Origin of the sequence: Candidatus Didemnitutus sp., from assembly GCA_019634575.1 — a bacterium.
Lineage (GTDB): Bacteria > Verrucomicrobiota > Verrucomicrobiia > Opitutales > Opitutaceae > Didemnitutus.
Genome location: JAHCAY010000001.1, coordinates 2493632 through 2520593 on the forward strand (window position 1 = coordinate 2493632; position 26962 = coordinate 2520593).

Annotated in this window: 26 protein-coding genes; 19 read left to right on the forward strand and 7 right to left on the reverse strand. The window is 68.4% G+C overall.

The annotated features are described in order from the left end of the window. Positions 1–245 precede the first annotated feature (245 nt). Entirely contained in the window at positions 246–755 is a 510-nt protein-coding gene (locus KF715_10535) for a CinA family protein (GenBank protein MBX3737118.1), read from the reverse strand. Between the two features lie 79 nt (positions 756–834). Here KF715_10535 and KF715_10540 point away from each other — a divergent pair, with 79 nt between their 5' ends. Continuing rightward, positions 835–1323 carry a hypothetical protein gene (locus KF715_10540; protein MBX3737119.1) on the forward strand — a complete coding sequence of 163 codons (489 nt, stop codon included), beginning with the start codon at positions 835–837 and terminating at the stop codon, positions 1321–1323. A gap of 15 nt (positions 1324–1338) precedes the next feature. On the opposite strand, the gene KF715_10545 is transcribed toward KF715_10540, so the two are convergent. Then, positions 1339–1860 carry an SET domain-containing protein-lysine N-methyltransferase gene (locus KF715_10545; GenBank protein ID MBX3737120.1) on the reverse strand — a complete coding sequence of 174 codons (522 nt, stop codon included), beginning with the start codon at positions 1858–1860 and terminating at the stop codon, positions 1339–1341. Then, positions 1857–2612 (reverse strand): exodeoxyribonuclease III, encoded by a 756-nt coding sequence (gene xth / locus KF715_10550; GenBank protein ID MBX3737121.1) that lies wholly within the window; start codon positions 2610–2612, stop codon positions 1857–1859. The genes KF715_10545 and xth overlap by 4 nt, the downstream gene beginning before the upstream one ends. A gap of 129 nt (positions 2613–2741) precedes the next feature. Between xth and KF715_10555 the strand changes: the two genes are divergently transcribed. After that, positions 2742–3620, forward strand: coding sequence for a hypothetical protein (locus KF715_10555; GenBank protein MBX3737122.1), 879 nt, complete (start codon positions 2742–2744; stop codon positions 3618–3620). Between the two features lie 147 nt (positions 3621–3767). On the opposite strand, the gene KF715_10560 is transcribed toward KF715_10555, so the two are convergent. Then, on the reverse strand, positions 3768–4151 hold the full coding sequence (locus KF715_10560; GenBank protein MBX3737123.1) for a hypothetical protein: 384 nt from the start codon (positions 4149–4151) through the stop codon (positions 3768–3770). A gap of 445 nt (positions 4152–4596) precedes the next feature. On the opposite strand from KF715_10560, the gene KF715_10565 reads away from it, so the two are divergent. Then, the gene (locus tag KF715_10565; GenBank protein MBX3737124.1) at positions 4597–4890 is read left to right on the forward strand and encodes a DUF167 domain-containing protein; all 294 of its coding nucleotides are present in this window, start codon (positions 4597–4599) and stop codon (positions 4888–4890) included. 254 nt (positions 4891–5144) lie between these two features. Here the strand turns inward: KF715_10565 and KF715_10570 are convergent, their stop codons facing one another. Then, positions 5145–6218, reverse strand: coding sequence for an alkene reductase (locus KF715_10570; protein ID MBX3737125.1), 1074 nt, complete (start codon positions 6216–6218; stop codon positions 5145–5147). A 142-nt stretch (positions 6219–6360) separates the two neighbouring features. Then, entirely contained in the window at positions 6361–7692 is a 1332-nt protein-coding gene (locus tag KF715_10575) for an MATE family efflux transporter (protein MBX3737126.1), read from the reverse strand. Positions 7693–7950: 258 nt separating this feature from the next. Between KF715_10575 and KF715_10580 the strand changes: the two genes are divergently transcribed. From KF715_10580 to KF715_10590, 3 genes are all read left to right on the forward strand, one after another. Beyond that, on the forward strand, positions 7951–8817 hold the full coding sequence (locus KF715_10580; GenBank protein ID MBX3737127.1) for an EamA family transporter: 867 nt from the start codon (positions 7951–7953) through the stop codon (positions 8815–8817). A gap of 20 nt (positions 8818–8837) precedes the next feature. Continuing rightward, entirely contained in the window at positions 8838–9182 is a 345-nt protein-coding gene (locus KF715_10585) for a hypothetical protein (protein MBX3737128.1), read from the forward strand. Between the two features lie 106 nt (positions 9183–9288). Then, complete coding sequence (locus KF715_10590; GenBank protein MBX3737129.1) at positions 9289–9645, forward strand: hypothetical protein; 357 nt, start codon at positions 9289–9291, stop codon at positions 9643–9645. Positions 9646–9875: 230 nt separating this feature from the next. Here the strand turns inward: KF715_10590 and KF715_10595 are convergent, their stop codons facing one another. Then, the gene (locus tag KF715_10595; protein MBX3737130.1) at positions 9876–11777 is read right to left on the reverse strand and encodes an acyl-CoA dehydrogenase family protein; all 1902 of its coding nucleotides are present in this window, start codon (positions 11775–11777) and stop codon (positions 9876–9878) included. Positions 11778–12012: 235 nt separating this feature from the next. Between KF715_10595 and KF715_10600 the strand changes: the two genes are divergently transcribed. The 13 genes from KF715_10600 to sixA all read left to right on the forward strand — a co-directional run bounded on the left by KF715_10600 (position 12013) and on the right by sixA (position 26957). Continuing rightward, a complete protein-coding gene (locus KF715_10600; GenBank protein ID MBX3737131.1) occupies positions 12013–12891 on the forward strand; it encodes a DUF2911 domain-containing protein in 879 nt (292 codons plus the stop codon). A gap of 153 nt (positions 12892–13044) precedes the next feature. Further along, positions 13045–15612, forward strand: coding sequence for a PIG-L family deacetylase (locus KF715_10605; protein ID MBX3737132.1), 2568 nt, complete (start codon positions 13045–13047; stop codon positions 15610–15612). 248 nt (positions 15613–15860) lie between these two features. Beyond that, positions 15861–16022, forward strand: a complete 162-nt coding sequence (locus tag KF715_10610; GenBank protein MBX3737133.1) for a hypothetical protein — start codon at positions 15861–15863, stop codon at positions 16020–16022. A 103-nt stretch (positions 16023–16125) separates the two neighbouring features. Beyond that, complete coding sequence (locus KF715_10615) at positions 16126–17826, forward strand: sodium:solute symporter (protein MBX3737134.1); 1701 nt, start codon at positions 16126–16128, stop codon at positions 17824–17826. 238 nt (positions 17827–18064) lie between these two features. Then, positions 18065–18838: a hypothetical protein gene (locus KF715_10620; GenBank protein MBX3737135.1), complete on the forward strand. Its 774-nt coding sequence runs from the start codon at positions 18065–18067 to the stop codon at positions 18836–18838. A gap of 45 nt (positions 18839–18883) precedes the next feature. Further along, positions 18884–19603 carry a PIG-L family deacetylase gene (locus tag KF715_10625; protein MBX3737136.1) on the forward strand — a complete coding sequence of 240 codons (720 nt, stop codon included), beginning with the start codon at positions 18884–18886 and terminating at the stop codon, positions 19601–19603. 100 nt (positions 19604–19703) lie between these two features. After that, positions 19704–20843: an N-acetyl-alpha-D-glucosaminyl L-malate synthase BshA gene (gene bshA, locus KF715_10630; GenBank protein MBX3737137.1), complete on the forward strand. Its 1140-nt coding sequence runs from the start codon at positions 19704–19706 to the stop codon at positions 20841–20843. 85 nt (positions 20844–20928) lie between these two features. Beyond that, a complete protein-coding gene (locus tag KF715_10635) occupies positions 20929–21294 on the forward strand; it encodes a hypothetical protein (protein ID MBX3737138.1) in 366 nt (121 codons plus the stop codon). Positions 21295–21300: 6 nt separating this feature from the next. Beyond that, positions 21301–22782, forward strand: a complete 1482-nt coding sequence (gene pap, locus KF715_10640; GenBank protein MBX3737139.1) for a polyphosphate:AMP phosphotransferase — start codon at positions 21301–21303, stop codon at positions 22780–22782. 79 nt (positions 22783–22861) lie between these two features. Then, entirely contained in the window at positions 22862–23659 is a 798-nt protein-coding gene (locus tag KF715_10645) for a tetratricopeptide repeat protein (protein ID MBX3737140.1), read from the forward strand. A 127-nt stretch (positions 23660–23786) separates the two neighbouring features. Then, a complete protein-coding gene (locus KF715_10650; GenBank protein ID MBX3737141.1) occupies positions 23787–24881 on the forward strand; it encodes a hypothetical protein in 1095 nt (364 codons plus the stop codon). A 2-nt stretch (positions 24882–24883) separates the two neighbouring features. Then, a complete protein-coding gene (locus tag KF715_10655) occupies positions 24884–26491 on the forward strand; it encodes a GH3 auxin-responsive promoter family protein (protein ID MBX3737142.1) in 1608 nt (535 codons plus the stop codon). Positions 26492–26495: 4 nt separating this feature from the next. Beyond that, complete coding sequence (gene sixA / locus KF715_10660) at positions 26496–26957, forward strand: phosphohistidine phosphatase SixA (protein MBX3737143.1); 462 nt, start codon at positions 26496–26498, stop codon at positions 26955–26957. Positions 26958–26962 lie beyond the last annotated feature (5 nt).

Sequence of the window (26962 nt, forward strand, 5' to 3'; positions counted from 1 at the left end):
AACGAAGAACAGTGTTCGCGGTGGCCAAGGCGAAACGGGGCGGGCTGTGTGCAAGAGGTAACGGGGCACCCACCTAAACTCAGAGCAGGATGTTTACCTATTTTTGACGACTATCGAGTCCAAAACCCCGTAATGCCGGAGAATTCCCCGCGCGCATCAGGGAAAACCTGAGTGTGAGCGCACACTGCGCCACACGCGCTCAGCGCCGCCGATTTCTCGTGGTCCCTTCCCTGCTCTGCCCTCGCTCACTTCGCCGCGCCGAGCGACTCCAGATACGCCACCAGCATCCCGACGACCGACTCGGCAATTTTCTGCTGCGCTTCGAGTCGCGACGCACCGAGCAGTTCCACCGTGCCGGACACCGCCGCCACCTTGCCGCCGCGCTGCATGTGCACCAGCGCCCACCACGCCATCGGGTGCTTGATGCGGTGCTTGGCCGACGGCTCCGCGTAGCCGGTCGTCGCCACCGCGAGGTCGGCGCCGAACATCTGACACGCGCCCATCGCCATCTCCACGGCGACCTGCTGCGAGACGCAATTCACCGCCTTCGCGTGCCGCCGCGTCACGCCGAGCTGGCGCACTTTTTCATCGAGCGTGTAGGCCGTGACGCCGCCCACGAAATAGTCCGACGCCCCGCTCACGCTCGTGATCAGCGCCTGCACGTTGCCGCCGGTGAGACTCTCCGCCGCGGCGAGCTTCAGGCGGGGTTTCTTCGCGAGCAATTTCTTCAGCTGTTCCGCGCGGGCGATGTTCATGCGAGCACCGTGCGCCTCGTCATCCCGCCCCGCAAGCTTTCCGGTTGTCCGCAGCGCGCGGACGGGCATCGTGCCGCCCATGCGCTCCACGTTCCGTCTGCTCGTCGCTCTGTGCCTGCTTGCGCCGGTGCTCACCCACGCTGGCGCGGCTCCGGCGCCCTACGCCGTCGGGGAAAAACTGGCCGCGTTCTCCACGCGCGACCAGCACGACAAGCCCTTCAACTACGAGGGCGGCGCGCGGCTCGTCATCGTCTCCTTTGTGATGGGCACGGGCAAGGCCGCCAACGCCTTTTTCGAACGGCAACCGGCCGACTTCCTCGCGCAACACCACGCCCTCTTCATCGCCAACATCCACGGCATGCCCGGCATCGCGCGCGCCTTCGCCCTGCCGAAGATGCGCAAATACCCGCATCGCATCCTCCTCGCCGACGCCGAGGACTTCCTGGTCCGTTACCCGCAACAGGACGACCGCCTCACCGTGCTGACGCTCGACGATTCCGGCGCGATCACCGCGATCCGCTTCGTCGATCCGAAGAAGGATCTCCCCGCGCTCTTCGTGGCACCGTGAGCGCGCTGGCCGTCGTCAGCGGCATTTTTTCGCTTCGGCGCGCAGCCGCCACCGCTGCGCTCGCGCGACGATGAAACCCGCGCATTCCGCCGCGCCGCAGCGGCACGGGTGCCGGCGCGCGTCAGCGAGGGCGAAGCCGTAGTCGTAAGTCAGCTCCTCGCCTGGCGCGATGTCGCGGCGCGCCACGATCCAGATGCGCCGGCCATCCGACTGCGCCTCGCAATTCGGCGCGCACGAATGGTTGATGCGGCGCGCGGGGTTGCCGGGCACGTCGCCATCGAGGTCGAAGGCATGGTTGAGTTCGAAAATATAAACGCACACGTCCGCGGCGCCGGTCGCCGCCCGAGCCTGCCGCCGCTTCTCGCGGCGCGCCGCCTCGGCCTTTGAGATGCGCTCGCCCACGTATTCGAGCAACCTCTCGCCCGCGGGAAGAAAATCGCGCGCAAACACCCCGACGCCATGCAGCCGCGAGCGGCCCAGCCGGAGCGAGACCGGCAATTTCGCCCGCGGCGCGCGCGGCAGGCCGCGCGGCCTCATTTCAGCTCCACACCCACTGGACAGTGGTCGCTGCCGTGCACGTCGGCCTCGATCCACGCGCGCTTCAGGCGCGGCGAGAGCGCGGCCGACGCCATCACGTAGTCGATGCGCCAGCCCACGTTGTTCGCGCGCGCGTTAGCCCGGTAGGTCCACCACGAGTAGTGGCCGGAGCCTTTTTCAAATTGCCGGAACGTGTCGACGAAGCCCGCCGCGAGATAGTCGCGGAAGCCCGCGCGCTCCTCGTCGGAAAAGCCCGGGTTGCCCACGTTCTCCTTCGGCCGCGCGAGGTCGATCTCCTCGTGCGCGACGTTCAGGTCGCCGCAGAAGAGCACGGGCTTTTTCTTCTCCAGTTTCTTCGCGTGCGCCAGCAGCGCGCGGTCCCAGGCCTGGCGGAAATCGAGGCGCGCGAGCTCCGGCTGCGCGTTGGGCACGTAGACGCCCACGACGTAGCAGTCGGCGAATTCCGCCGTGATGGCGCGGCCTTCCGCGTCGTGCTCCGCGGAGCCGAGACCGAGCGTCACGGAGAGCGGCTTCGTCTTCGCGAAGAGCGCCGTGCCGCTGTAGCCCTTTTTCTGCGCGGCGTTCCAGACCAGCTCGTAGCCCTTCGGCCACGCGACGCCCTGCACGTCGCCGGCGGTGGCCTTCACTTCCTGCAGGCAGATGACGTCGGCCTTCGCCGCGCCCATCCAGTCGAGCAGGCCCTTGCCGAGCGCGGCGCGCACGCCGTTCACGTTCCAGGAAAGCAATTTCATGCCCGTAGGCTCGCGAGCGCCGCGCGCCGCGCAAACCGTTTCCCTCCGCGCCGCACAGTTTTTCGGCTGCGCTCGAGGGGAAATCCCGTAACTGTGCCGCCGTCCGGCGTGTTTCCGGATTCACCCCCGATGCTCCTCCGCCGCTTTCTTCCCGCCCTCGCCGCGTGCGCCCTCGCCGCGCCCACCCTTTTCGCCGCCAAACCGCCGCCCAACGAGATCACCGTCTCCGCCGCCAACTACGCGCACACCCCGCCCGACGTGCTGGAAAAAATGTTCCGCCGCCCCGCCGACCTCACCGAGGCGCCGCCCCCGCCCGCCGACGCGCGCCCGTTGCAGCTCTATCAATTTCTCCGCGGCGAGATCTACGAAGCCGACCTCAGCTACGAGGAAGTCTGCAAGCTCCTCGTCCCCGCCCTCGCGACCAAGAACCTCCGCAACACCTTCGACCTGACGAAAGTCGACCTCGTGCTCCGCATCAGCTTCGGCGGCCGCCGCTGGCGCGACCCGTTCGTGCGCGAGGAAAATCTCGAATGGAAACACGGCCTCGTCCCGCGCAAACGCGGCAGCTCGCTCGCCGCGGCGACGGCGTGGGACGACCGCGCCGGCGGCGACGAAGGCGCCCTGCGCCAGACCGAGCAGACGCTCACCGAGCTGTATCCCGACAGTGACGCCGAGGGCATGGCCGACCGCCTCATCGGCGGGATGCCGACGGACGACTATTTTCTCGTCGTCGTCGACGCCTTCGAAGTCGCGACCCTGAAGGCGAAAGGCAACAGCGCCCCGCGCGCATGGACGACCTTCATCGCCGTGCCGCAGCGCGGCCACGCGAAGTTCTCCGCCATCGCCGCGCAGATGATCGCGAAAGCCGCGCCGTATTTCGGCGAGACGCTGCCCGGCAAGGCGCACTTCCTCGACCGCGACGCCAAGGTCACTCCCGGCGAACTCCGCGTCGTCGAGGAAAACGTCCCCGCACCCGCCGCACCGACGGCGCAGACGCCGAAAAAATAACGCGCGCGTTGCCGCGCTGTGCTTTGGGTAGCCCGCGACCTCCGGGCGCGGGTTTTTCGTTCGCTCGGTCGCGTGATCGCGACGTTCGCAACGTCCGAAAGCAAACAGGCCGCCTCCGGTGAAGGAGGCGGCCTGGGGGAAGGGGTATCAGCGCTGCGCAACCGACGACGCAGCGTCCGCGCTTTCGACGCGGATCGGCAGGATCACGCGAGTGCGCACCACGGCACCGTCACGCGTCAGCGGCTTGAACTTCCACTGCGCCACGGCGCTCGCGAGCTGCTTCACCAAATCGCGATCGGCATCCGCCGGAGCATAAATCTCCTTCGGCGTGCCGTCCGCTTCGATGATGAAGCTCAAACGCACGGCCGCGCCTTCGAAGCTCGGGTCGATCACCGGTTTCACAACCGAGATCGGCACGGGCACATCGGCGCGTCCCGCGTAGGACTCGACGTAAGCCTGTTCGTTCGACTTCGCCCAAGCGAAACCGGCGAGCAGGCTGCTAACGAGGATCAGTTTGATCACGTTTTTCATGGTAGGGTGTCTTTCGTTGTTTGGTTTTTCTCTGTTCAACTGCACCCGGCTTCTCCGGGTGTTTGCGCCACGCCGGCCGCTCCGGCCGCTCGTGCGCGAAAGCCGCGTTTTGGGGACGCGGGGTAGTGATAACACCATGACTCTGACTCCTCGACTGACTGCCAAAGAACTGCCCGCCTAAATGCAGCCGCCGTGCCAACCCCGGGTGACGAAAAGGTGTCAGGTCGTCGCGAAATTTCGCCCGCCCGCTATGACATTTATTCGCCTCAATACGGGGAAACTCCCGACGCGCCCCGCACTTAGCTCCGGTTTCTACGCGCGTGGTTCACCGCGTGGCGTCCCCACATTCATTACGTATTGCGTAAATTTGCGGCGACCCGACTCGCGCGGGAAAACACGGGCAGGCTTGCCGACCGTGCGCACGCCCTCCACGACTCAGAGCGCGATGGCCGCTCCCCTTCCCTCCGCTGCACCGCCGAGCTGCACGCTCGAAATCAAAGCCGTGCCCAACGCGCCGCGCAGCGCCGTCGTCGGCTGGCTCGGCGACGCGCTCAAGGTGAAAGTCCACGCGCCCGCCCTCGAAGGCCGCGCCAACGAGGAGCTCTGCGAATTCCTCGCCGACACCCTCGGCGTGCCGCGGCGCGCCGTGACACTCCTGCGTGGCGACAAGTCGCGCCAGAAGATCGTGCGCATCGACGGTCTCGACCTCGCCGAAACGAAGCGCCGCCTCAAGATCTGAACCGAGGCGCACGCTCCGGCAGCAACCCGCGCGCAACGCGATGCGCCCGCGCGACGACCCGCGCCTCCCACCGGTAGTGGCGGTCTGCGACCGCCGGGCGCATCGAGTTCAGACCACCGCTTCCCCGCGAGGTAGCCCGCGACCTCCGGGCGCGGGAAATCGCGAACGCAACACCCGTCCTCGGAGAGGCCGGGCTACCTTGATATCGGGAAAGCGGCACCGGAGCGCCACCCGCCGATTTCGCACGCGCGATTTCAGCGCACGGACGCCAGCGTGGGATAATCGGTGTAACCCTTCGGACCCGGCGCGTAGAGCGTCGCCATGTCGACGGAGTTGAGCGGCGCGTTCGCCGCGAAACGCGCCGGCAGATCCGGATTGGCGATGAACGGCATCCCGAACGCCACCGCGTCCGCGAGCCCGGCCTGCAAATCCGCCTCCGCGGCATCGCGCGTGTAGCCGCCATTGCGGATGAGCACGCCCGAGAAATTTTTCCGCGCGATGTGCGCGAGCTCGACCTCGGCGGGCGCATCGTGCTTCGCGGCGCGCAAGTGCAGGAACGCGACGCCGCGCTGCTGCAAGCCGCGCGCGACGTATTCGACGAGCGCCGGGGCGTTGCTGTCCGCCATGTCGTTGTAGCCGACGAGCGGCGAGATGCGCACGCCGACCCGCGCCGCGCCGAGCACGCCGATGACCGCGTCGACGACCTCGAAGAGAAACCGCGCGCGGTTCTCCAGCGAGCCGCCGTAGCGATCCGTGCGGTCGTTCACGCCGTCGCGCAGGAATTGGTCGATCAGGTAGCCGTGCGCGCCGTGGACTTCCACGAAGTCGAACCCGGCCGCCTTCGCCCGCACCGCGCCTTGGCGGAACAGCTCCACGTAGTGCGCAATCTCGTCGGTGCGCAGCGCGCGCGGCGCGGGATACGCCTGCTTGCCGCTGGGCGTGTGGATCACGTCGTCACGGATCGGCTTGTTCGAGGACGAGACCGGCTGCTGTCCGTGGTTCAGGTCCTGGTGCGTCGCACGGCCCGGATGCCAGAGCTGCAACGCCATGCGGCCGCCGGCCGCGTGCACTGCGTCGGTGACTTTTTTCCAACCCGCCGCATGCGCGTCGCTGTAGATGCCCGGCTCGAGCCCGAACGCGCGCGCGTTCGGATCGACCATCGTGGCCTCCGCAATGAGCAGACCGCCAGCAGCGCGCTGGCGGTAGTGCTCGACGATGAGGTCGGACGCGACGTGGTTCTCGTCGGCGCGCACGCGCGTGAGCGGCGCCATGAAAATGCGATTCGGCACGGTGACGTCACCGAGGCGGAGAGGGGAAAATAGTTGCATGGCGAACTAAATGCTCAGCTTCGCCGAAAAAACAAATCGCGGCGCGCCGTTATGACATTTTTCCGGTCACTCGCACCGTATGCGCGCGCCGACCGGTCATTCTCCGCGTGCGCCACGCTCGCCGAGTCGTTCGCGCCGAAGGTCAGTGCGCCGTGAGCCGGTGGAAGCGTCCGCCGAGCGCCACCGCCGCGCAGGCCAATCCGAACGCCAGTCCCGTCCACACGCCGACCGGCCCGAGCGTCGCGTGGAAAGCCAGCCCGTAGCCGAGCGGCAGCGCCACGACCCAATACGCCACGAACGTCAGCAACGTCGGCACGCGCACGTCCGTGAGTCCGCGCAACGCGCCGGCGCCGATGACCTGCACGCCATCGAACAGCTGGAAAATCGCCGCGACCACGAGCAACCGCGCCGCGAGCGCCGCCACGTCGGTCGCGGTGGTGAAGGCCACCGTGATCCACGGCCCGGCCAGCGCGAAAACCATCGCGAAAGCCCCCATCACCGCCGCCCCGGTCGCGAGCGAGCCGAAGCCGATCGCGCGCACCGCGCCGTGCCGCCCTTCACCGCGCGCCTGGCTGATGCGCAGGCTGGTCGCCGTCGACAGTCCGAGCGGGAACATGAACGTCAGCGACGCGCAGCCGAGCGCCACCTGATGCGCCGCCAGCGGCACCGTGCCGAGCCAGCCCATCATCAACGCGGCCGTCGCGAACGCGCTGCCTTCGAACAACAGCATCCCGCCCGCCGGCACGCCGAGTTTCAGCAGTTCCACGAAGCGCGCCCGTTCCCAGCGGCTCTCCGCCGCCGCGCGCACGCTCGCGAACGCCGCGGCCCGCTGCACCCATCCGTAGATCGCCAACGCCGCCACCGTGCGCGCGAACAACGTCGCCACGCCCGATCCGACCAACCCCATCGCGGGAAACCCGCAGTGCCCGAACACGAGCAGCCAGTTCAGCAGCGCGTTCAGTCCCACATCGGCGAGCATGATCGCCATCGGCACCCACGGCTGATTGAGCGACTCGCAGAATTGCCGCTGCACCTGGAAAAACAGCGCCGGCAGGAACGACGCCCCGATGAGCAGAAAATACGGCCGCACGATCGCGACCACCTCGGCCGGCTGGCCGAAACGGTGAAGCTGCGTCGAAAGACCGAGCAGCAGGACAAACGCAACCCCGCCGACCGCCAAAGCCAGTGCCCGCCCGTGCCGCAGCCACGCCGCGCAACCCGCCTCGCGCCCCGCGCCGTGATCGCGCGCCGCGAATACGCCGGCGCCGAGCAGCAGGCCGATGCCCACGACATAAAAGGTGGTGAACACTCCGTGCGTGAACGCCGCCGCCGCCAGCTCCGCCCGGCCCACGCGCCCGATGAACGCATTGTCCGTGACGCCGATCAGCATCTGGCTCACCTGCCCCACCACGATCGGGAACGCCAGCGCGAGCGTCGCGCGCAACTCGCGGAAAATGTCGGCCGGCGTCGTCATGGCGAACCGCGGAGAGTTGGCCGCCCGCGCCGCGTCGCAAGGCGTTTCGCGATCGACCGCGCTCTGTGCCGGAACCGAAACGCGGTCATTGTTGCCAGACGTTGCGCGGTCATGGCGAGCCGCGGAAGGGAGCGCCGAAGCCAGTCCATCATCCGCCCGACCCAAGGTCCCGCGCGACTCGGTCTCCGCGTTCCGCGCGGCGGACTGCACGACGACAAGAGTCGAAAAGCGGCGCGTCATCGGTATGAGTTCACTCCGATGTCCGCGCTCGCCCTCGTCCTCATCCTCGCCGCCGCCACCGCACACGCGACGTGGAACCTGGCCGCGAAGCGCTCCGGTGGCGGGCTGCCGTTCGTGTGGGGGACCGGCCTGCTGTCGTTCGCGTTCTACGCACCCGCCATCGTCGCCTACGCGCAATGGCGACCGCTCGCGCTGCCGGCCGGCGCGTGGCTCGTCATCCTCGGCAGCGGACTGATCAAGACGCTCTACGCGCTGATGCTGCAACACGCCTACCGGCACGGCGATTTCTCGCTCGTGTATCCGCTCGCGCGCGGCACCGGGCCGCTGTTCTCCACGGTTGCCGCCATCTTTCTTTTCGGCGAACGCCCCAGCGCGCTCGCGCTCGCCGGCGGCGCGGCGATCGTCGCCAGCGTTTTCTACCTGACCGGCGGCGCGCGGCTCCTGCACTCCGACCGCGCGCACCTGCGGCAAGGGTTGCTCTACGGCTTCGTCTGCGGCTGCTGCATCGCCGGCTACACGGTCTGGGATCAGCGCGCCGTCGCGCACCTGCATCTCGCCCCGCCGCTCTACGACGCCGGCACGCAGCTCGTGATGTGCGCGGTGCTCGCGCCGTTCGCGTTGCGACGATTGCCCGAGGTCGCCGCGGGCTGGCGCGAACACCGGCGCGAGGCGCTGACCGTCGCATTCCTCGCGCCCGCCGCCTACATCCTCGTCCTTTTCGCGATGACGTTCACGCCGGTCAGCTACGTCGCGCCCGCACGGGAAATCAGCATCGTCATCGGCGCATTCCTCGGCGTGCATGTGCTGAAGGAAGGTGACACCCGTCGCCGCCTTCTCGCCGCCGGCGGCATGGTCGCGGGCGTGATTGCTCTGGCGCTCGGGTGACCCGGGCGTAACTTGCCGCCGTGCGTCGCTCCAAGGAAATCGTCGTGCTGCTCCTCCTGCTCGTGGGCGTGATGGCGTTCGTGCTGTGGTTCGTCCGCGCGCGGCGGGCCGAGCTGCGGAACAAACCGGCGGCGGAGAAATTCGTCGGCCCGGTCGCCGCTCCCGCCGCCACCCCGGCGGCGAATCCGCCCGTCGATCTCGAGAAGCACGACGCGCAGACGATCGATTTCTCCAGCGGCAAGCCGGTCGTGAAGGACACGGCGGCCGACCGCGCCGCCTTGCAGCAGGGGCTGAAGGACATCGAGGACGCCACGCGCGGCGTCACCTTCGACCCACCCAAGCAGGAAGCGCCCAAGAAACCCTGAGGTCGGTCCCCCACTGCGCGGCGTCGAGTCGTAAGCTGTCCGTAAAATTGCCGCCGTTCGCCGCGCGCCGCTGGAAATCCGCGAGCGGACGGCAAAAAACTCCGGCGTGTATGCGACGTTGAAGTCCAAGGTGTTTTTGAGCGGCGTCCTTGTGCTCGCGTTGGTCGGCAGTTCCCTCGCGTTTCGCCCCGCGGGACGCGCCATCGAGTTGCCGACCGTGCGCACGCGCAGCGTGGAGGACCGGCGCGAGTCGCTCGCGGCCTTGCAGGACGCCTGGGAGAATCGCGCACTCGTGACCTCGCCGACGAACGCGCGCGAGGAGCGGATGTTTCTCAACCGCCTCGCCTACTTCGTCCGCGCCACGCAGGGGCGCGAGACCTACCTCGCCGCCTGCCAGTTCTGGAACCGCGCCTATCACGACCACGCCTCGCGCTACTCGGATTTCATCGACGACCAGGAGTGAGCGCCGTCCACCGGTTTTGCCGTCCGCTAGTCTTAGCAGCGGTGACCCGAAACCCCTATGGGCCGGAAACGGTGGGAGCGACCTTGGGTGCGCGGCGGAGAACGGCAGGCGCGTGCAACCACGCTGCCCACCGTGGCGCTTGGCGAGAGAGCCGCCCCAAGGTGACGCGACGGGCGCGGGATCGCTGAACTCGCTGCATTCCCGCTCCCCGCGTGCCCGGCGGCCGTGCCTCACAGGATGCCGCGCTCGGCCCAGACGTGTTCGCCGGCGAGGATCTGTTGCGTGAGCTTGTAGCCGTGCTGGTCGGCGTTGTGCGCGATGCCGTCGAAATTCTGCCGAATGCGGACTCGCGCCTGGGCAACGAAATCGTCGACGAGCGGCAGGATCTTCTCCGCCGGCTCGCCGTCGCCGAGCAGCTTCTGCGCGTAGGTGCACGTCGCCGCGATGGCGAACGCGTCCGCGCCGATGTCGGCCAGCCGCCCGAGCAACACCTGTCGCTTTTCCAGTTTCGCGCCGAACTTCACCATCTGGTGAAACAACGTGCGCGCCAGCCGGCGCGAGATGCCGGCGACTTCGCCGAAATGCGCCGCGAGGTGCGGATGCATGCCGTCCGGCGCACCGCCGCCGATGGGCAGCCATTGCCGCGGATACCACCACGCGTAGAAGCCAGCCGCCTGTGCCGCGCTGGCGAGACGCTCGCCCCACGGACGCTCGGAGTTGAGCGCGACGCCGGCGATCTTCAGGTGCGGATCGAGCGCCTCGCGCATGATGAAGAGGCGGAGAATCTCCGAAGATCCCTCGAAGATCGTCGTGACGCGCGTGTCGCGCATCATGCGCTCGACCGGATACGGCGTCTCGCCGCGCGCGAGGAGCGACTCGACCGTCTCGTAGCCGCGGCCGCCGCGGACCTGCATGAGATCGTCGACGCAGGCCCAGGCTTTTTCCGTGCCCCACATCTTGCACATCGCGGCTTCGAGGCGGATATCGGCTTTCTTGTCGCGATCGACGATGCGCGAGGTCGTCACGAGCATCGCCTCCATCGCGAACGCGTGGGCGGCGATGCGGCGGATCTTTTCCGCCACGGCGGCGTGTTGCCCGATCGGCACGCCCCATTGGATGCGCGTCTTGCCCCACTCGCGTGCGATCTGCAGGCAGCGCTTCGCGGTGCCGATACTCGCTGCGGGAATGGACAGACGGCCGGCGTTCAGCGTGGAAAGCGCGACCTTCAGACCGCGGCCTTCGCCGCCGACGATGTTGGCGCGCGGCACGCGGACATCGGTGAAGCGCAACACGCCGTTGTAGATCGCGCGGTGGCCCATGAACTGGCAGCGGTGCACGATCTCGACGCCAGGGGTGTTCGCCTCGACGACGAAGGTCGTGATCTGCGTGCGCGGCTTGCCGTCGACGAGCTTCGGCGGCGTTTGCGCGGCGACGATGAGCAGGCCGGCGCGCGTGCCGTTCGAGCACCAGAGTTTTTCGCCGTTGAGGAGGAAGGCCTCGCCGTCGTCGGTGGGCGTGGCCTTGGTCGTCATGCGCGCCGGATCGGAGCCGACGCCGCCCTCGGTCAGCGCGAAGGCCGAGATCTCGCCACGCGCGACGCGCGGGAGAAAGCGTTGTTTCTGTTCCTCTGTGCCGAAGAGCACCACGGGTTGCGCGACGCCGACGCTCTGGTGAATCGAGAGGTGCGCGAAGGTGTTCACGCAATGGCTCGCGATCAGCTGGCAGGCGCGACAGTAGGTCGTCTGCGAGAAGCCGAGGCCGCCGTAACGCTGCGGGACCTTGATGCCGTAGGCGCCGAGGCGCGCGAGGCCGGCGAGGACGTCGTCGGGAATCTCGCCGGTGCGGTCGATGGCATCGGGGTCGACGTGCGCGCGGAGGAAGGCCGCGAGTTCCGCGAGAAATTTGTCCGCGCGCGCCTTCTCGTCGGCGTCCACTTCGGTGACCGGGAAAATCTTCCCCGGCCGCCAGCGGCCCATGAACAGGTGCGCGACGAAGCTCAGGTCGTCGTGCGATTCGCGCGCAGCCTCGGTGACTTGGAGCGCGGCGCGCTGGCCCTCGTTCATCTTCGACATGTCGATGACGGAGCGCGGGTCTTCGGTTTTGGGAACAGCTTCCGGGGTGGGAGTGGACATCGGACGGCGCCGCGCGAGGCGGCGGTGGGGATTGCGTTTGGGTCCAACTACGACCCGGAAAACCCGCCAGTCAACCGGCCGGGTGTCCGCTTGACCGGGTAACACTTGGCCGAGGGGCGGTGTGAGCATTCTTAATCGCGGGAATACCGGGGCCGCTTCGCGCCTCAACCCCGTGCCGGGCGCTTGTTCTTTTTTCCACCATGCATAGCGTGCCCGTCCGTAGAATTTTCACCCCATGAAATCCAAAATGCTCCCGCTCCTCGCCGTCGGTCTTGCGCTCGTCGGCTGTCTCCACGCCCAGACGCCCGCCGCGCCGAAGCTCGTCCTCCCGCAGGCCAGCCCGCCCGCCACGCTCAAGCAGCAGGTCGGCATCACCGACATCGAGATCAGCTACAGCCGCCCCGGCATGAAGGGCCGGAAAATCTTCGGCGGCCTCGTCCCCTACGGCGAGGTCTGGCGCACCGGCGCCAACACCGCGACCAAGATCACCTTCAGCACGCCCGTGAAGTTCGGCGGCGCCGACGTCCCGGCCGGCACCTACGAGCTCTTCACCATTCCCGGCGAACACGAGTGGACCGTCATCGTCCACAAGAACATGTCCCAATGGGGCTCCTACGCCTACGACCAGAAGAACGACATCGTGCGCGTGACCGCGCAAGCCACCACGCTGCCCACCGCGAGCGAGACGTTCTGGATCGGCCTCAACGACATCCGCGACACCTCTGCGACACTCAACCTCACCTGGGAAAAGACCCGCGTCACCGTCCCGCTCGTGGTCGACACCGTCGGCCTCCTCGCCCCGCAGCTCGAAGCCGCCATCAAAGCCCAGGAAAAGCCTAACGCCATGCTGCTCTTCTCGGCCGCGATGTTCTTCTACGAGAACGACCACAACCTGCCGCAAGCCCTCGCGTGGATGAACGCCGCCACCGCCGCCCGCCCCGGCCAGATGTGGATGATCTACCGCAAGGGCCTCATCCTCGAAAAAATGGGCGACAAGGCCGCCGCCAAGGCCGCCGCCGAGGAATCCCTCGCCCTCACCGAGAAGGAAAAGCCGGGCGAGCTCCGCGAGGAATACACGCGCCTCAACCAGGCGCTGATCGCTCGCGTCAAGTAAACCGCCTCGCCCACACGCCGCGTTCCCCTTCATCGAACGCGGCGCTTCCGGTCGGGGCCGTCGTCCTCAACGGCCCTTCGCACGCGAGGGCGCTTGAGTGCAAGCGCCCCTGCCGCCCTCCTTCCGCCGCCCGTTTCTGTTTCCGCCGCCGTAATGCTCTCCCGTCGCCTCCCGCTCGCCCTCCACACCCTCAACCGAATTCGTCCCGTTCTGCTGGTGGGAGCGAGCTTGCTCGCGACTCCCCTCGCCCTCGCCGATCCCGCTCCCGCGCCGCTCGCCCCCGCCGCGATCGCGCAGGAACTCCGCTCGCTGCGCACCGTCGGCACCGTGCTGCACATCGGCGCGCACCCCGACGACGAGAACACCGAGCTCATCACCTACCTCGCGCGCGGGCGCGGTTTCCGCACCGCGTATCTCTCCCTCACGCGCGGCGACGGCGGGCAAAACGAGCTCGGCCGCGACTTCGACGAGAAACTCGGCGTCCTTCGCACCCAGGAACTCCTCGCCGCCCGCCGCATCGACACCGGTCGGCAATTTTTCACCCGCGCCATCGACTTCGGCTTTTCCAAGACGCCCGAGGAAACCCTCGCCTTCTGGGACAAAAAAGAAGTCCTCGGCGATGTCGTCCGCATCATCCGGCAATTCCGCCCGGACGTGATCGTCACGCGCTTCCCCGTGCCGCCCGGCTCCGGCGGCCACGGCCACCACACCGCCTCGGCGATACTCGCCGTGGAAGCCTTCAAACTCGCCGGTGACCCGACCGCCTACCCCGAGCAACTCGCCCAAGGCCTCACGCCCTGGCAACCGCGCCGCGTGCTCTGGAACGTCTTCCGCTTCGGCGGCCCCGCCAACGCCCCGCTCCCGCTCCCCGGCACGCCGTTCTCCGAAGACATCGCCGGCACCGACGCCGCCAGCGGCCAGGAATTCGGCCAGATCGCCGCGCTCTCCCGCTCGCAGCACAAGACGCAAGGCCTCGGCGGCTTCGCGCTCCGTCCGCGCACCGGCCCGAACGGCCAGACCTTTCTCCTCCTCGCCGGCGAACCCGCCACGAGCGACCTCATGGACGGCGTCGACACGACCTGGAAACGCTACCCCGGCGGCGCAGCCATCGACGCCGCGCTCGAAAAGATCATCGCCGACTTCAAACCCGACGCACCCGCGGCCTCGCTGCCGGGCTTGCTCGCCGTGCGGAAACAGCTCGCTGTGCTCCCGTCGGACGCCGTCGTCGCAGACAAGCGCGCCCAACTCGACCGTGTGCTCCTGTCGGTCGTCAAACTCCAGGTGAACTCGACCGTTACGCAGCCCGAGTTCGTCGCCGGCGAGAAACTCACCATCGAAAGCAGTATTTCGTTTCAGTTATCCATTCTCACCCGGCCGGTGATGTTTTTTGAGGGCACCCACGTCCGAATCGGAGTCTCCGACACGTTCGTCCGGTCCCCAGCCGCCGTTAGCCACTCAACGATCACGCATGCGGACGCTACTGTGACGATCCCAACTGCGACATCTGTCTCTCAACCTTACTGGTTACGCGAACCCGGCGCGGCCGGCATCGCCCAAGTCTCCGACCCGTCTTTAATCAGTCTGCCTGACAACCCTCCCGTCGTGGAGCTCGTGCACGAATTTCGCATCGATGACCAAACGATTTCGGTCGCTGATGAACCTCAGTTCGTCACGCGCGATGGCCAGGGCGAACATCGCCGCGGCGTCGAAATCATCCCGCCCGTCTCGCTCGCGTTCGCCTCGGAGATTTTCTTCGTCGCGCCCGGCGCGGCGAAGCCGGTCGCCGTCACTATCACCGCCGCGCGCGCCGGCCGCGGCACGCTGCGCCTCCGCGCGCCCGCAGGCTGGACCGTCGCGCCCGCCGAGCAGCCGTTCGCGTTCGACCAACCCGACGCGAAGGCGACGTTCACCTTCACCCTCACCGCGCCCGCCACCGGCGGCGCCGGGCGTCTCGCGGCCGAGGCCGAGATCGGCGGACATGTTTACTCGAACAAGCGCGTGGAGCTCCACTACGCGCACCTGCCGCTCATCCTCCTCCAGCCGCCTGCGAGCGTGCGCGTGGCGAGCTTCGACCTCGCGCTCCGTGGGAAAAACATCGGCTACCTGCCGGGCGCCGGCGATTACGTCGCCGAGTGCCTCGAACAGATGGGCTGCACCGTGCGCCGCCTCGCCGGCTCCGATCTCACGCCCGAAAAACTCGCCGGTCTCGACGCCGTCGTGATCGGCGTCCGCGCATTCAACGAGCGCGCCGACCTCAAGGACCACCTCGTCGGCCTCTTCGCGTGGGTCGAGCAAGGCGGCACCGTCATCGCGCAATACAACCGCCCCAACGGCCTCGCCGCACCGACGCTCGCGCCTTACGCGCTCTCCATCGAAGGCCCCGCACCGGCGCTCCGCGTCACCGACGAGCGCGCCCCCGTCACCGCGCTCGCGGAGCACCCGGCACTCACGCGCCCGAACCTGATCACCGCCGCCGATTGGGACGGCTGGGTGCAGGAGCGCGGCGCGTATTTCCCCTCGAAGTGGGACGAGGCGCACTTCACGCCGCTGCTCGCGATGAGCGATCCGGGCGAAACGCCGTTGAAGAGCAGCCTGCTCGTCGCGCGCCACGGCAAGGGCTACTACGTCTACACCGGCCTCGCGTTCTTCCGCCAGCTCCCCGCGGGCGTCCCCGGCGCGTGGCGGCTCTTCGCCAACCTCGTTTCGTTGCACGATGAATAAACCGCGCCGCGCCTCAAGGTGGCCCGCGACCTCCGGGCGCGGGTTCAGGATCGTCGCTGCCTCACCCGCCCTCGGAGAGGTCGGGCTACCTCGCACCGACACGCGGCGATTGAACGCCACCCCTCGCGCTCCGCTTCATTTAACCACGGATTGCACGGATCACACTGATCACGCGTCGAGCATCCTTCCCCGTTTCCCATCCGTGTCATCCGTGCAATCCGTGGTTAAATCTCCTCTCCGGATCACCCGTGCCGCCCGCTCCTGAAGAAACTCCCACTCCGCCACGCGACGACGATCGCCGCACCGGCCTGCCCGCGCTGCGCACGTGGCGCGCGATGTATTGGTTCGTGCTCGGCGTGTTCGCGCTCTGGGTTGCGCTGCTCACGTGGCTGACGCGCCACTTCGCATGAAGCACCGCACCTGCCGCCTCTCCATGTCTCCGCGCGGTCGCATTTCGATCCCTGCCTCCTCTGTGAGCTCTGCGTCCTCTGTGTTCAATTTCTCCCCGCGCGCATGAACGCCGCCGACTACCTCGTCATGTTCGGCGTGCTCGTCGCCATCGCGGCCTACGGCATGTGGCGCACGCGCGGACAACACGACCTCAAGACCTACGTCAAAGGCGGCGAAACCCACTGGCTCACCATCGGCCTGTCCGTGATGGCGACGCAGGCGAGCGCGGTGACGTTCCTCTCCACGCCGGGCCAAGGCTACGAAAGCGGCCTCGGCTTCGTGCAAAACTACTTCGGCGCACCGCTCGCGTTGATCGTCATCTCGATCGTCTTCCTGCCGATTTTCCGCCGGCTGAACGTCTACACCGCCTACGAATACCTCGGGCAGCGCTTCGACGCGAAGACGCGCCTGCTCGGCGCCGCTCTCTTCCTCGTCCAGCGGGGCATCGGCGCCGGCATCACCATCTACGCGCCCGCCATCGTGCTCTCGACCGTGATGGGCTGGCGGCTCGATCTCACGATCCTCTGCAGCGGCATCCTCGTTGTCGCCTACACCGTGACCGGCGGCACGCCCGCCGTGAACCTCACCCAAAAATACCAGATCGGCGTCATCTTCGCGGGCATGGCCGCGGCGTTCTTCATCCTGCTCTCGAAGCTTCCCGCCGGCCTCACGCTGCACGAGGCGCTGACCGTCGCCGGCGGCTTCCACAAACTCGACGCGGTCGACTACTCGCTCGATCTCGATAAGCGCTACACCATCTGGACGGGCGTCTTCGGCGGCATGTTTCTCGCGCTGTCGTATTTCGGCACCGACCAGTCGCAGGTGCAGCGCTACCTCGCCGGCAGCTCGCTGCGCGAGAGCCGGCTCGGCCTGATGTTCAACGCGCTCTTCAAGATCCCGATGCAGTTCTGCATCCTGCTCCTCGGCGCGCTGGTGTTCGTGTTCTACCAGTTCGAACAGCCACCCGTTTTCTTCAACCAGACCGCGTGGCACCAGCAGATCGCCGGCGCACAGGGCGAAAAACTCCGCGCCCTCGAAGCCGACTTCAACTCCGCCCACGCCGAGAAGCAGCAGCATCTCCGTGAGTGGGTCGCGGCCGAACGCGCCGGCGACAGTCTCGCCGCCCATGCCGCCCAAACCGCCGCGCTCACCGCGCACGAGCGCACCGAGGCCGCCCGCACCGCCACGAAGGCCGCGCTGCGCGAAGCCGACCCGAAGACGCCGACCACCGACGCCGACTACGTCTTCATCACCTTCATCGTCGATCATCTGCCACACGGCCTCATCGGCCTGCTCGTCGCCGTGTTTTTCGCCGCGACCTTCTCCTCGAAATCCGGCGAACTCAACGCCCTCGGCTCGACCACCGTCGTCGATTTCTACCGCCACGTGCACCAGCTGCGCGGCACGAGCCGGCCCGACGCGCACTACGTCGCCGCCGGCAAATGGGCCACCGCGTTCTGGGGCGTAGCGGCGATCATCTTCGCGATGAGCATCACGCTCGCGGAGAACCTGATCCAGTTCGCCAACATCGTCGCGTCGATCTTCTACGGCGTCGTGCTCGGGCTGTTCCTCGTCGCGTTCTTCGTCAAATGGGTGCGCGGCACCGCCGTGTTCTGGGGCGCGCTCGCCGCGCAGGTCCTCGTCTTCGTGCTCTACGCCACGCTCAGCATCTCCTATCTCTGGTATAACGTCATCGGCTGCGTCGCCTGTATGACCTTCGCCGTGATCCTCCAGCTCGTCCTGCCCAAGCCCCAGACGACTTGAACCACGAATGGACACGAATTCACACGAATAGAAAACCTGCCCAACCACAGATGGACACAGATTCACACAGATACCGAATCGCCGCCTCGCCGCGTCTCCTCCTCATCTGTGCCCATCTGTGTCCATCTGTGGTTTCCCTCCGCCTGCTTGGGTTTGGTTTCATTCGTGTCCATTCGTGTCCATTGCTTCGCCATCTCCGCCAAGCCTCCGTCGTGGTTAAACCTTCCGAGGCTTCCGCATGAGCGCTCCGATCATCTGCTTCGGCCAGCAACCCTGCGGCATTTTCCCGCGCCGCTTCCTCCACGCAAAGTTCGTCACCGCGCGCCGCCTCCAGCAGGAGATCGGCGGCGAGATCGTGTTTTTCTACCACGACAGCGACCACGACCCGCGCGAGACTCAGACCACCCTGCGCCACCTCAAGACCGACGCGCCGCACACGGTGAACTTCGCCTTCGCGAACAAACTCCAGCGCAAGTTTTCCCCGCTCTTCCTCAAGCGCATCCCCGAAAACTGGCAGGCCAACACCGCGCGCGAACTCGGCGCCTACGTCTCGCCGCGCGCGCTCGAGGCGTTCCGCGCCGTGCGCGCCGACAACGTCGCCGATTTCTGCCTCGAGATGTATCGCGCCATGGGCCTGCTCGACGGCGTGCGCGTCGTCCGCTCCGGCGACCGCGCCGTGCGCGAAGCCGGTTGCGACATCACGGAATGCTTTGTCGACGTGCCCCATCAGGGCGAAACCGTCCGCGCCCGCCTGCTCGACGGCGCGCTGAAACTCCACGAAGGCGGCAACAGCTACGTCACGCTCCCCGCTCAGTCCTTCGCGAAGGCCCAAATCAGCCCGACCCGCGACTCGCGCCTCCGCTGGATGCAAAGCATCATTCACTGCACGCACTACGTCTGCGGCGCCGGCGAACAGGCCTACCTCAACGTCGCCGACGCCCCAGACATCACCTTCGTCCCCCGCGACTCCATCGAACGCTCCGACGAAGCCTGGCCCGATTTTCCCTCCTGAACCGGCTCGAACTTGTCACCTATTAAGTGACAAACTCCGCAACGCATGAACCTCACCACCGCTCCTCTCCTCGCCTTCGGCGCGCACCCGGACGACATCGAGTTCGGCGCCGGCGGCATCGTCGCGCGTGAGACGCAAGCCGGGCGGCCGGCGCACTTCGTCGTCTGCTCGCGCGGCGAGGCGGGCACGAACGGCACGCCCGCCGAGCGCACGAAAGAAGCGGAAAAAGCCGCGAAGCTCCTCGGCGCGAAGGTTGAATTCATCGATCTCGACGGCGACTCGCACCTCGACGTGCGCAACGCCCATGCGCTGAAACTCGCCGCGACCATCCGAGCGGTCCGTCCCGCCATTGTGCTCGCGCCCACGCCCGAGCCGAACCAGCACCCGGACCACTGGCGTCTCGGCCAGCTCGTGCGCGACGCCACGCGCATCGCCCGCTATGGCGGCGTCACCGAGTTGAAGAGCCAGACGCCGCACGCCGTCGGCCAGCTGTTTTTCTACGCCCTCGGCCCCAGCGCTGAACCGCGCGACATTTCACCGGTCGTGATCGATATCTCCGATAAACCGATCATGACCGCCTGGACCAAAGCCATGGAAGCGCACGCCTCGCAGATGAAGACGCGCAACTACGTCGAACTGCAGCTCGCCCGCGCCCGCGTCCACGGCCTCAATGCCGGCGTCGCCCACGCCCAGCTCCTCTGGCCGAACGATCCGCTCGTCTTCCACTCGCTCACCGACATCTCGCGCGGCGCGCGGCGTTTTTGAATCGAGCCTTTTCATGAAACGCAAAGCGGCGAAGACGCAAAGCACGGTGAATCGCTTCTTTGCGCCTTTGCGTCTTTGCGTTTAGCCGAAACTTGCTCGCATGTCCCATCGCCCCCTGAAACTCGCGATCACCTGCTACCCGTCCGTCGGGGGCAGCGGTATCCTCGCCTCCGAACTCGGCGAGGAACTCGCGGCACGCGGTCACGAAGTCCATTTCATCAGCTACGAGCAGCCGTTCCGCCTGCCGACGGGCCCGCGGGTGTTTTTTCACCCGGTCGTCGTCAACAGCTACGACCTCTTCAAATATCCGGACTACACGCTCCCGCTGTCGGTGAAGATGGCCGAGGTCGCCCGCGCCCACGCCCTCGACGTCCTGCATGTGCACTACGCGGTGCCGCACGCGACCGCCGCCTTCCTCGCGCGCGCCATGCTGCACGAGGAGCACCGCCTGCGCATCATCACCACGCTCCACGGCACCGACACGACGCTGCTCGGGCGCGACCCCGGCTACGGCCCCGCGATCAAGCACGCCCTCGAAAACTCGGACGCGATCACCACCGTCTCCGAGTTCATGCGCACCGAGACCGTGCGCCTCCTCGGCGTGCAGCGCCCGATCGAGGTCATCCACAATTTCTTCGAGCCGCACGCCTGCTCGCACCGCCGCGACGAAGTCCGCCGCGAACTCGGCCTCGCGCCCGACGAGGCGATGCTCCTGCACCTCTCGAATCTCCGCCCGCTCAAGCGCATCGACCTGCTGCTCGATACCCTCGCGCGACTCGCCCCGCTCCTGCCCTGCAAGCTCGTGATCCTCGCCGGCGCCGACAGCTCGCGCCTCGCCGAAGAAGTGCGCCGCCGCGGCCTGCGCGACCGCGTCGTGATCCGCGAACGCGTCAACGCCATCGAGGATTATCTGCAAGCCGCCGACCTCGGCCTGTTCACCTCCGAGGTGGAAAGCTTCTGCCTGAGCATCCTCGAACTCATGACCGTCGGCGTGCCCAGCGCCGCGTTCGCCGTCGGCGGCATCCCGGAGGTGACACGCGACGGCGAGACCGGCGTGCTCGCGCCGTTCGGCGACACGGCCGCCCTCGCCGCCGGCATCGCGACGCTGCTGCGCGACTCCGCGCGCCGCGCCGCGCTCGGCGCCGCCGGCCGCATTCGCGCGCGGGAGAAGTTCTCCGCCGCCGCCATCGTGCCGCGCTACGAAGAGCTTTACCGCCGCGTGGCGGCCCGGACCGACTGACGCGTCCCGCGCGCCCGCAGATGTAACATTGGCGCCGTTGCAGCCCGCCCGTCGCCGGCTACTTTCCGTGGCGTCCTCCGTCACCATGCGCGCCCCATCTCCCCGACCCGCCGACGCCAAACTCGCGGCCAAAATCGCCGCGGCCGAGAAACAAGCCGCGGCCGCCAAGCAAGCCGCCGCCAAGGCGAAGGCCGCCGCCAAGGCCGCCCGCAAGCAATACAAGCAGGCCAAGAAAATCGCCAAGGGCGCGAAGAAATCGCTCAAGAGCCTCCGTCTCGAATTGCAGGCGCTGCGCACCCGCCGCCCCGCCAAGCGCAAACCCGCCAAAGCCGCCGCCCCGAAACCCGCGGCTCCGCCCGCAATCCCGCCCACCGTGCCGCCGCCTCCGACGGGTGAGCCGCCGGCGAATCCCGACTCCGGCATTGCCCCCTCCGTCCCCCCGGCCAATTAAGGACGCATGGCGTCATCGGGCCGGAAGCAGAAACTCAACCGCAGCCAATACAAGGCTCGCGCCTCCGCCCTGCGTGAGCAGCTCGTGCAGCTCCAGCTGACGATCAAACACGTCCCGTTCAAGGTCCTCCTCATCGTCGCCGGCCCCGAAGGCGCCGGCCGCGGCACGCTCCTGCAAACCCTCGCCGAGTGGCTCGACCCGCGCGGCGTCGAAACGTTCTCGTGGCACCCGCCGACCGCCAACGAGGAAGCCCATCCGCACCAATGGCGCCTCTGGCGCGACCTCCCTGCGATGGGCCGCATCGGACTCTACGCCGGCTCCTGGTATACGGAGACGCTGCGCGAGGAGGCGCGCAACAAGCGCGCGCTCGCCCATGTCGCCGCCGAGGCCGAGCGCATCCGCGATTTCGAAAAACTCCTCGTCGACGGCGGCACCCTCATCGTCAAGGTCTGGCTCCATCTCTCCGAGGACGCCCAGGGCCGCCGCCTCCGCACCCTGCGCGCCGATCCCCTCACCGCGTGGCGCGTGACGGACGAGGACTGGCACCATCACCGCATCTACCGCCGGCTGGAAAAAACCGCCGCGCTCATCCGCCGCAAAACCAACCAACCCGGCGCCCGCTGGACGACGATCGACGCCGAGGACGAGCGCCAGCGCGACCTCGACGTCGGCCAGTTGTTGCTCGAACGCGTCGCCGCCCACCAGCGCGCGATCGCGGCCCTGCCGCCCGCCACCGCGCCGAAAAAACTCCTCCCGCTCCGTCCCGCCGGCCTCCGCCGCCTGCACCGGCTCCAACTCGACCAGGAATTGTCCGAATCGGGCTACGACGGCTTGCGCGACAAGTGGCTCGCGCGCCTCGGCCTCGCGCTCCGTTCGGCCTTCGCGGCTCGCCGCGCCGTCGTTTTCGTCTTCGAGGGCTGGGACGCCGCCGGCAAGGGCGGCGCGATCCGCCGCCTCACCAGCGCCGCCGACCCGCGCGACTACCGCGTCATCCCGGTCGCGAAACCCACTGCCGAGGAGAAGCACGCGCATTACCTCTGGCGCTTCTGGCGCGACATCCCGCGCGACGGCCGCTGCGCCGTGTTCGACCGCTCGTGGTATGGCCGCGTGCTCGTCGAACGCATCGAGGGCTTTTGCCGCGAGGACGAGTGGCGCCGCGCCTTCGCCGAGATCAACGCCTTCGAAAAGGAACTGACCGACCACGGCGTGATCGTGATCAAATTCTGGCTGCACATCTCCCACGCCGAGCAGCTCCGCCGCTTCCGCGAACGCGAATCCACGCCGCACAAGCGCCACAAGATGAACGCCGAGGACTGGCGCAACCGCCGCCAGCGCGCCGCCTACGAGATCGCCGTCGGCGACATGCTCGCACTCACCGATCGCGGCCGCGCGCCGTGGCACCTCATTCCCGCCGACGACAAGCGCTTCGCGCGCATCGAGGTGCTCAGCACCGCCGCCCGGCAGCTCGAGGTCGCGCTGGCGGACTGAGTTTCCGCCGCACGTCACGCAAACGTCACCCCGCCGCGCTCGACTCGGCGCCGGCGCGCCCATTCGGCTGGAGCCGCCGATGAAGCGACTCGCGCTCCCCTTTCTCCTCGCCACCGCCGTGCACGCCGCCGAACCCGCCGCCCTCGCGCGCGCCACCGCGCTCTACGCCGCCGGCCGCTATGCCGAGGCGACCGCATCGTTCGCGGAGATCGCGCGCGACGAGCCCGACGCGCCGGCGGCGCTCTACTATCTCGGAAAACTCGCGGTCCATCGCCGCGATTATCCGTGCGCCGTGGAGCTCTTGGAGCGCGCCGCGCAGGCGTCGCCCACGGACGCCGCCATCGCGCTCTGGCTCGGCAACGCCCACGCGTGGTCCGCCTCCGTCGCCGAAGGCCTGGGGGCGCGCGTGAGCCACGGGCGCAAGGCGCTCGCGCACTACCGCCGCGCGGTCGAGCTCGATCCCACCAGCGTGCCCGCGCGTTTCAGCCTGATGAATTTCTACCGCCACGTGCCCGCGCTGCTGGGCGGCGGCATCGATCGCGCCCGCGCCCAGGCCGCGGAGATCGACCGCCTCGATCCCGTCGCCGGCGCGCACGCCCGTGCGCTGCTCGCGTTTCACCAGCAGGATTTCGCCGCCGCGCATGCGACGCTCCAGCCGCTCCTCGCGCAGCACCCCGCCCACTACGCGGCGAATTTCCTCCTCGGCCGCATCGCCGTCGCCTCGGGCCAGTATCGCGAAGCCGGCCGCGCGGCGCTCGAACGCTGCCTCCAGCTCCCGCCCACCGAGAACGACGAATCCCACGCGGAGGCACGCGCCCTCCTCGCGCAACTCGAGCGCCCCACGCTCGCCCCCGCCGCCGTCACCGCGACACGCTGATCGCGCGCGCGAGCCGCATTTTCGCGGGAATTGCGGCAATCCGGTGACAGCCGCGTGAAACCGCGGTGACGCGCACGCTTTGGCTTTGCCCGGCGCGCCGACGCCGGCCGTAGGCTGCTCGCGGCCCATGAACGCCTCCCTTTTTCTCCCGCCGTTTCCCACCCTCGCGCGCCTCTCGCAACAAACCACCGCTCCGCTCCAAGCCCTCGTGCGCACGACCGGCTATCGGCTCCGCCCGCCCCGCGCCGTGGAGCACACACCGCGCGTCACCACGCGCCAGGCGCGCCTTCTCGCCTCGGGCGTCGTCGGCCCGCAGGCCTGCGCGCAAATCCGCGTCGAGGAGCGGAGCGGCTCGCTGCCCACCATCGTCGTCGGCGGCTTCGTCCCGGATGCGACCGAAGCGTTCTACCTGTTGCGCGGCGGCCTGCTGAAATTCGGCAGCGTGTTCTATCTCAACTACCCGCGCCGCAGTTTCTCGACCGATCTCTTCCTCGCGCAACTCGAGGACCTGATCGGGGAAATCGTCGCCACGCGCGGCGTCCGCCCGGCCCTGATCGCCGTCAGCTTCGGCGCCGGCCTCGTCCTCGAGCTGTTGCGCCGCGCCGCCGAGCGGGGCGAGCCGGCGCCGCTCGCGGGTCTCACCCTCGTGAGCCCCGTCGCCTGCACCGCCGACCTGATCGACCTCGGCGCGCCGAAGCCCACGACGCTGCTCGGCCGCGTGCTGTTGCCCTACCTGCGCGGGACCGGCGCGCCCGACGGCGCGCTGGTGGAAAAATCCCGCACCGTCTTCCTGCGCATGTTCGAATCCGGCGCGCAAAACCGTTCCGCGCTGCGCTTCCTGCTCACGCGCGACGAGACGCAGCGCCTGCGCGATGCGGTCATCGGCACCATCAACGCGATCGACGCCGCCGGCGCGTTCGAGCGCGTGCGCGCGCTTAATCACCTGCCCGCGCCCGCCGCGCCGCGCGTCCTGTTTTCCGGCCCCGCGCTCGTTCTCTACGCGGAAAAGGAAAGCGCCGTGCTCCAGGAAAACGCCCCGACCTGGCTCGAGCTCAGCCAGCGCACCACCGCCTGGCTGCCGCAGGGCCGTTGCATCGTGGTCACCAACCACGCCGATCATCCCGTGCAACACGCTTCGCTCATCTTCCACTCGCGCAACTTCGAGCCGCACCTCGCGCAACTCTACCGGAGCATCCGCCAACGCCCCGCCCACGCCGCGTGACCATGACCACCGCGCCCGCCCGCCCCATCGCCTCCCTTTCCGGCAAGCTCGCCGGCGTCATCGGCCGCCGCCTCGCCGCCCGCACCGCGCACCGGCTCGCGATGCAGGGCGACGGCACCGCCGCGCAGGAAGCCGTGTTCGCCCGGCTCGTGCGCGCACTCGCGCCGACGGCGTTCGGCCGCGACCACGGCCTCGAAGCCGGCCTGCCCTACGAACATTTCCGCGCCCGCGTCGAGCCGCGCGGCTACGAAGGATTTGCGCCCTACATCGAGCGGATGAAACGCGGCGAAGCCGACATCCTGCACGCAGGCCGTTGCGCGCACTTCGCCGTGTCGTCCGGCACGACCGCCGGCCCGTCGAAATGGCTCCCGGTGAACGCCGCGATGCTCGCCCACTTCCGCGACACCGGACTCGATTCGCTGTTCTTCTACGCACTGCGCACCGGGCGCGGCAGCGTCTTCCGCGGCCGGCATCTTTTCCTCGGCGGCAGCACGGGGCTCGTGCCCGTGCCGGGCGTCACGCCGCCGGTCTACTCGGGCGACCTCAGCGGCATCACCGCGCTGAATCTCCCGTGGTGGGCCGAGCGCCAGCTCTACGAACCGGGCCGCGAGATCGCGCGCCTGGAAAACTGGCCGGAAAAAGTCCGCGCCATCGCCGAGCGCACCTGGAATCGCGACATCACCCTCGTCGCCGGCATCCCGAGCTGGCTGCTCGTGCTCGCCGGCGCGTTGCGCGAGACTGCGGCGCGGCGCGGTGGCCGCCGCGTGGATTCGCTCGCGGATCTCTGGCCCAACCTCGAATGCCTCATCCACGGCGGCGTGCCGGTGGAGCCGTTCGCGGACGAGTTGCGCCGGGCCTTCGGCGACCGCGTGCGCCGGCACGAAGTCTACCCGGCGTCCGAAGGCTTCATCGCCGCGCAGGACACGGAGAGCAGCGGCCTGCGGCTGCTGGCGGATCACGGGATTTTCTACGAATTCGTGCCCTTCGCCGATTACGACGAGAGCGATCCGGTGCGCACCGCGGCGCGCGCGGTCCCGCTGGCCGGCGCGCGGCCGGGCGTGGACTACGTGCTGCTCATGACCACGCCGGCCGGCCTCGTGCGCTACGCGATCGGCGACCTCGTGCGCTTCGTCAGTCTCGAGCCGCCGCGCCTCGTCTACGTCGGCCGGACGCGGCTCCAGCTCAGCGCGTTCGGCGAGCACGTCATCGAGAAGGAAATCACCGACGCACTGACCGCCGTCTGTCGCGCGCACGGCGTTTCAGTGGAAAATTTCCACGTCGCGCCGCTCTTCCCCGCCGCGGGCACGCGCGCCATCGGCCGCCACGAATGGTGGATCGAGTTCCGCGGCGCGGCGCTCAGCGCACCGGAGCGCGAGAATTTCGCCGCCGCGCTCGATCGCGAACTCATCGCGCGCAACGACGACTACGCCGGCAAGCGCCAAGGCGGCGGACTCGATACGCCGCGCGTGTGCGCCGTCCCTGCCGGCGGCTTCGAGCGCTGGCTCAAGCACGCCGGGAAATGGGGCGGCCAGCACAAGACCCCGCGCTGCCGCTCCGACCGCCAGGTCGCCGATGCGCTGGCGCTGGCCGGGAATTCCCCCGAGAAATGAATTCATGCACGTCTACCTGATTCGCCATGCGCACGCCGAGGACGGCAAACTCGACGCCGCGCGCCCGTTGAGCGCCAAGGGGCGGAAGCAGATCCGCCAGATCGCGCGCCTGTTGCGCGCCGCCGGCGCGATCGAGACGGCGGAGTGGTGGCACAGCCCGCTCGTCCGCGCGCGCGACACGGCCGCACTGCTCGCCAAGCAACTCGGCGACGATGCGCCCCACCGGGAGGTCAGCGGACTGAAACCCGACGACGACCCGACGCTCGTGGCGCGCAAGCTCGGCGACGCGCGCAAGCCGGTGGCGGTCGTCGGCCACGATCCGCATCTCAGCGCGCTCGCGTCGTTGCTGGTGGTCGGCAAGGCCGAGCCGGCGCGCTTCCGCTTGAAGAAAGCCGCCGTGCTGCGCCTGGAACGCAGCAGCGGCGGCTGGACGGCGCGCTGGCTGATCTCGCCGGAGCTGCTGTGAGCGGC